Annotated in this window: 6 protein-coding genes; 2 read left to right on the top strand and 4 right to left on the bottom strand. The window is 60.8% G+C overall.

The annotated features are described in order from the left end of the window. From B7L71_RS15330 to leuC, 3 genes are all read right to left on the bottom strand, one after another. On the bottom strand, positions 1–365 hold a 365-nt coding region (locus tag B7L71_RS15330), incomplete at its 3' end, for an isocitrate/isopropylmalate family dehydrogenase (RefSeq protein ID WP_249273282.1). Between the two features lie 29 nt (positions 366–394). Next, positions 395–1,042, bottom strand: a complete 648-nt coding sequence (gene leuD, locus B7L71_RS15325) for a 3-isopropylmalate dehydratase small subunit (RefSeq protein WP_039179896.1) — start codon at positions 1,040–1,042, stop codon at positions 395–397. Positions 1,043–1,045: 3 nt separating this feature from the next. Further along, on the bottom strand, positions 1,046–2,497 hold the full coding sequence (leuC, locus tag B7L71_RS15320; protein WP_081138978.1) for a 3-isopropylmalate dehydratase large subunit: 1,452 nt from the start codon (positions 2,495–2,497) through the stop codon (positions 1,046–1,048). Between the two features lie 169 nt (positions 2,498–2,666). On the opposite strand from leuC, the gene B7L71_RS15315 reads away from it, so the two are divergent. Continuing rightward, positions 2,667–3,551, top strand: coding sequence for a LysR family transcriptional regulator (locus B7L71_RS15315; RefSeq protein WP_016914054.1), 885 nt, complete (start codon positions 2,667–2,669; stop codon positions 3,549–3,551). A 46-nt stretch (positions 3,552–3,597) separates the two neighbouring features. Here the strand turns inward: B7L71_RS15315 and B7L71_RS15310 are convergent, their stop codons facing one another. After that, a complete protein-coding gene (locus B7L71_RS15310) occupies positions 3,598–4,539 on the bottom strand; it encodes a FadR/GntR family transcriptional regulator (RefSeq protein WP_212636765.1) in 942 nt (313 codons plus the stop codon). Between the two features lie 116 nt (positions 4,540–4,655). On the opposite strand from B7L71_RS15310, the gene B7L71_RS15305 reads away from it, so the two are divergent. After that, positions 4,656–5,317, top strand: a 662-nt coding sequence (locus B7L71_RS15305) for a DUF1028 domain-containing protein (RefSeq protein ID WP_170919518.1), incomplete at its 3' end; no start/stop codon positions are given.

Below are 5,317 nucleotides of genomic sequence, written 5' to 3'. Positions count from 1 at the left end.
GGCTTCAAGCTGGAAGCGCTGGCCAGCTGCGGATAGAGCATGGCCGGGCGCAGATTGCCAAACAGGCCCAAGTTCTTGCGCAGGCCCAGCAAGCCCTTCTCAGGACGCCTGGAGAGGTCTTCGATCTTGTCCCATTTGGGGCCGCCCACGGCACCCAGCAGAATCGCGCTGGCAGCCTTGGCTTTTTCCAACGTTTCGGCGGGCAGCGGCTCGCCGTGTACGTCGTAGGCCGAGCCGCCCACCAGACCCTCTTCCACGTCGATGTCCAGGCCAGCGTCTTGGCAGGCTTTCAACAAACGCGCCGCCTGGGCGGCAATTTCCGGGCCGATACCATCACCGGGCAGCAGTAACACCTTATGAGTCATGCTCAATCCTTAGCACAAAAATGGAAGACTTACGCGGGCTGGCGGAACAGCCAAGGGCGCTGCTGACGATGCTGCGCTTCGAAGCTGCGAATGGCCTCTTCGTCTTGCAGGGTAATGCCGATATCGTCCAGGCCGTTCAACAGGCAGTGCTTGCGGAATTCATCGACCTCGAATTCCAGAATCTCGCCGCTGGGCGTGATCACGCGCTGATGCTCCAGGTCGACGTCCAGCTGGTAGCCTTCGTTGGCGTCCACCTCGGCAAACAGGCGATCCACCTGCTCTTCAGCCAGCGTCACCAGCAGGATGCCGTTTTTGAACGCGTTGTTGTAGAAGATATCGGCAAAGCTGGGGGCAATCACTACCTTGAAGCCAAAATCTTCCAGCGCCCAGGGCGCGTGCTCGCGGGAGCTGCCGCAGCCAAAGTTACGCCGTGCCAGCAGTACCTCGGCGCCTTTGAAGCGCGGCTGGTTCAGAACGAAATCCGGATTCAGCGGGCGCTGGGAGCAGTCCTGACCGGGTTGGCCTTCGTCCAGGTAGCGCAGCTCATCGAACAGGTTCACGCCAAAGCCGGTCCGCTTGATGGACTTCAGGAACTGCTTCGGAATGATCAGATCGGTATCGACATTGGCACGGTCCAGAGGCGCGACGATGCCTTCAAAACGTTCGAACTTTTTCATGGCTCAGGCCTCCTGGGCGTGGGTGGCATCGTTGGCAGGCAAGGTACGGACATCGACGAAGTGGCCAGCAATGGCGGCCGCAGCGGCCATGGCCGGGCTCACCAGATGCGTACGCCCGCCGTAGCCCTGACGACCTTCGAAGTTACGGTTGGAGGTCGAGGCGCAGTGCTCGCCAGCGCCCAGCTTGTCGGCATTCATGGCCAGACACATGGAGCATCCCGGCTCGCGCCACTCGAAGCCCGCTTCGATGAAGATCTTGTCGAGGCCTTCGGCTTCCGCCTGGCGCTTCACCAGGCCAGAACCCGGCACCACCATGGCCAGCTTGATGGTATCGGCTACCTTATTGCCCTTGGCCACCTTGGCGGCTTCACGCAGGTCTTCGATACGCGAGTTGGTGCAGGAGCCGATGAACACCTTGTCCAGTTTGATATCGGTAATTTTCTGGTTGGCCTGCAGGCCCATGTACTCCAGCGCGCGGGAGTGGCTGCGCTGGACGGTTTCGTCATCGGCGGCCTGGGGGTCGGGCACCTGACCGGAAATACCGGTGACCATTTCGGGGCTGGTGCCCCAGCTTACCTGGGGCTCGATCTCTTCGGCCTTCAGGGTGACCACTTTATCGAAGTGGGCATCGGCATCGGAGACCAGCTGGCGCCAGTCGGCCACGGCGGCCTCCCACTGCTCGGCGGTAGGCGCAAAGGGGCGCTCGGCGAGGTAATCGATGGTGGTGTCATCGACCGCAATCAGCCCCACTCGGGCACCCGCTTCGATGGCCATGTTGCACACGGTCATGCGGCCTTCCATGGAGAGCGATTCGATGGCGCTTCCAGCAAACTCGATGGCATAGCCGGTGCCGCCGGCGGTACCAATCTTACCGATGATGGCCAGCACCACGTCCTTGGCGGTCACGCCCAGACCCAGCTCGCCTTCCACGCGCACCTGCATGTTCTTCATCTTCTGCGCCAGCAAACACTGGGTAGCCAGCACGTGCTCCACTTCCGAGGTGCCGATCCCGTGGGCCAGCGCGGCAAAGGCGCCGTGGGTGGCGGTATGCGAGTCGCCACACACCACGGTCATGCCGGGCAGTGTGGCACCCTGCTCGGGGCCCACCACGTGCACGATGCCCTGGCGGGGGTCGTTGATCTTGAACTCTTCGATACCGAAGGCCTGGCAGTTGTCGTCCAGGGTCTGCACCTGAATCAACGAGACCGGGTCCTTGATGCCGCTGTTGCCCTCGGCACGCTCTTTCACCGTGGTGGGCACGTTGTGATCGGGGGTGGCCAGGTTGGCATCCAGACGCCAGGGCTTGCGGTTGGCCAGACGCAGGCCTTCAAACGCCTGTGGCGAGGTCACTTCGTGGAGCAGTTGGCGGTCGATGTAGATCAGCGCCGTGCCGTCATCGCGCTGCTTGACCAGGTGCTGGTTCCAGAGTTTGTCGTAAAGGGTTTGACCTGACATGTGGCTCTCCTGGGCAGTGCCCTGCTAGTCGTGTTGGCGGCTTCTACGGGCCGCTCTTGTCGCGGGCGTCATGGACGATGACCCGAGTGTTACCCGACTCGCACATAAAAGCAATTCATGTTATTCATACTTTAGATTCCAAATAGGAATAGATGATCAGGGAGTTGCCATGGATACCCAAAGCCTGCAAGCCTTTCTTGCCGTGGCGCAAACCCAAAGCTTTTCCCGGGCCGCCGAGCAGCTTCACCTTACGCAGCCAGCGGTGAGTAAACGCATTGCCACCCTGGAAGAGCTGCTGGGCACGCGGCTTTTCGACCGTATCGGGCGGAAAATCACCCTCACCGAGGCAGGCAACCTGCTGCTGCCCCGCGCCCAGCGTATCCTGTTCACCGTGGACGACAGCCGCCGCGCGCTGGCCAACCTTTCCGGCCAGGTGGGCGGCAAGCTCACCCTGGCCACCAGCCACCACATCGGCCTGCACCGGCTGCCGCCGCTGCTCAAGCTCTACACCCAGCGCCACCCGGAAGTGGCCCTCGACCTGCACTTCCTGGACTCCGAGCTTGCCTATCAGGGCGTGGTGGATGGCACCCTGGAAATGGCCATCGTCACCCTGGCGCCCCACCCGGTGGAGCAGCTGCAGGTGGTCGAACTCTGGCGCGACCGGCTCTGCTTCGTCTGCGCCAAGGACCACCCGCTGGCCCAGCGCAGCCGCACCCAGGCCACGCTGAGCCTGGCCGAACTGTGCGAGGTGAACTGCGTGATGCCCGGCGCCAAGACCTTCACCCACACCCTGATCGGCCAACGCTTCCAGGCCGCCGGCCTGACCCTGCCGGTCAGCATGTCCACCAATTACCTGGAAACCCTGAAGATGATGTGCAGCGTCGGGCTCGGCTGGAGCCTGCTGCCGGAAAGCATGCTCGACAGCGAACTGGTCGAGCTGCCGGTGGATACCGACCCCATCCACCGCCCGTTGGGCTATCTGGTACACCACAACCGCACGCTCTCCAACGCTGCGCGCAGGATGATCGAGGCGCTGGAGAATGCCCGCGCGTGATGGCTTGGTCGGCAGGTTTACAGTGCCACGGCGTGGGGGCGTGCACTTACCTCTGGCTGTCGCGACCATCATTCAGCAGACTTGCATAATCCACCAAGGCCAGATAATCACGATTGGCGCCTTCACCTGCGTCACTACTGGCCTTGAAAAAGGCCTTTTCCAGCATTGCCTCACGCGACTCCATCAACTCCTGAGCAGCCTGCATGTGCTCGCTGACAATACAACGTGCCTCTTCCATGTTGGCAGCTCGTAGTGCGTCCACCAACCGTCGCTGATAGCGATAACCACGCTGCCGGAGCTCCGGGTAGGGTAAATCGTAGATTTTTTGGCACACCGTCAGGCTCATAAGAAGGCGAATAGGAAACCGGCACATCATGGCGAGCAGCGGATTCGGGCAGTAGTCCACCAGCACAAGATGAAACTCCAGCTCCTTGAGACGCTGTATTCGCTCTTCGTCCAATGACTCAGGTGCATGGTCATAGTAGGTAATCGTCTCTTCCAAACGGGCGAAGGCCGTCTCGTCCAACTGCCCTTCCAGACTGGTGATCAACGCGGGCCAGAGTGCTTTGCGGGCTTCGTAGATATCATGAATGGTGGGCGGTTTGAAAAAAAAGTAATTGCCCAGCAATTCCATGGCGCGGTCATCGCTCACGTCGCTGATAAAAGCGCCGCCACCAGGTCCTGTACGCGTTTGAATGAGCCCCTGTGCTTCAAGCCCTCTCAGGGCTTCTCTGATGGTCCCCTTGGAAGCCTGGAGCGCGTCAATCAAGTCAGACTCTTGCGGCAACCGGTCGCCAGGTTTGAGGCCATGGCGGGCGATGTACTCCTTGACCGCGTCGGCGATGACTTCGGTGCGTTTGCGCCTGATAGGCTGGCGTGGTCGATTCATGCGATTCCTGAAAGAATTAACAAGCGCGAAAGGACAATCATCCATGGCTTGAACAGTGGCGTACAGGAGACGTTGGTAGAGAACCTGACTGAGGCGCAAGCCGCCCCGCACGTTTACCCATCTACGTTTTGACTATGCTGTCAGGATGATGAACGATGCTTCATTTCCAGCGTTTTGCTGCCTTCCTTTTCACTCAGCGGCCACGAGGTATGCCCATGACCTACAGCCTAATTGCACTGGATGCAGATACCAACACCCTGGGCGTTGCCTGCGCGACGGGCGGGCCAGCCTTGGGTGGTTTTGTGCCCCATCTGCTGCCTGGCGTCGGCGCCGCCATTACCCAAGGATTTAGTACGCATGTGATGGCGGCCGAACAAGGCCTCGCGCGGCTAGCACAAGGCATGGAGGTCGAAAACGTGATAGCGCAGCTGCGACATCATGATCAGGGAGAGGCGTGGCGACAGATAGCCATCATGGATATTCATGGCCAAAGTGCAGGCTGGACAGGCGAACAGAATGTCCCCAAGGTTGGAATGCACCTTTCGACGGGGCTTGTGGTCGCAGGGAACATGTTGGCCAACGACCTGGTGATCCCGGCCATGGTAGATGCATTCCAGCAACACCAGTACTCCGAAGGCCTGGCACACGCCCTGCTGGCCGCACTACTGGCCGCGCAAAGCGTAGGTGGCGACCAGCGCGGTACGCGTTCGGCAGCTATCAAGATGCGAGCGCCCGGCGGCTTGCCGCTGGACTTACGGGTGGATGATGCACCCGGCGCGGCAACAGAGCTGGCCAAACTCTACCACCGCGTACAGGATAACGAGGAATACCAGACGTTCCTGCAGCGGCTCCCTACCGCCAGCCATCCCCATCGACA

Origin of the sequence: Halomonas sp. BC2, assembly GCF_002078115.1 — a bacterium.
GTDB classification, from domain to species: domain Bacteria; phylum Pseudomonadota; class Gammaproteobacteria; order Pseudomonadales; family Halomonadaceae; genus Vreelandella; species Vreelandella stevensii.
The sequence above is the reverse complement of the archived record's forward strand: the minus strand, read 5'-3'. Positions and strand labels throughout refer to the sequence as shown.

Excerpts from the sequence above, each read along its gene's own strand:
- leuD (WP_039179896.1), bottom strand. The coding sequence starts at position 1,042 with ATGAAAAAGTTCGAACGTTTTGAAGGCATCGTCGCGCCTCTGGACCGT.
- leuC (WP_081138978.1), bottom strand. The coding sequence starts at position 2,497 with ATGTCAGGTCAAACCCTTTACGACAAACTCTGGAACCAGCACCTGGTC.
- B7L71_RS15315 (WP_016914054.1), top strand. The coding sequence starts at position 2,667 with ATGGATACCCAAAGCCTGCAAGCCTTTCTTGCCGTGGCGCAAACCCAA.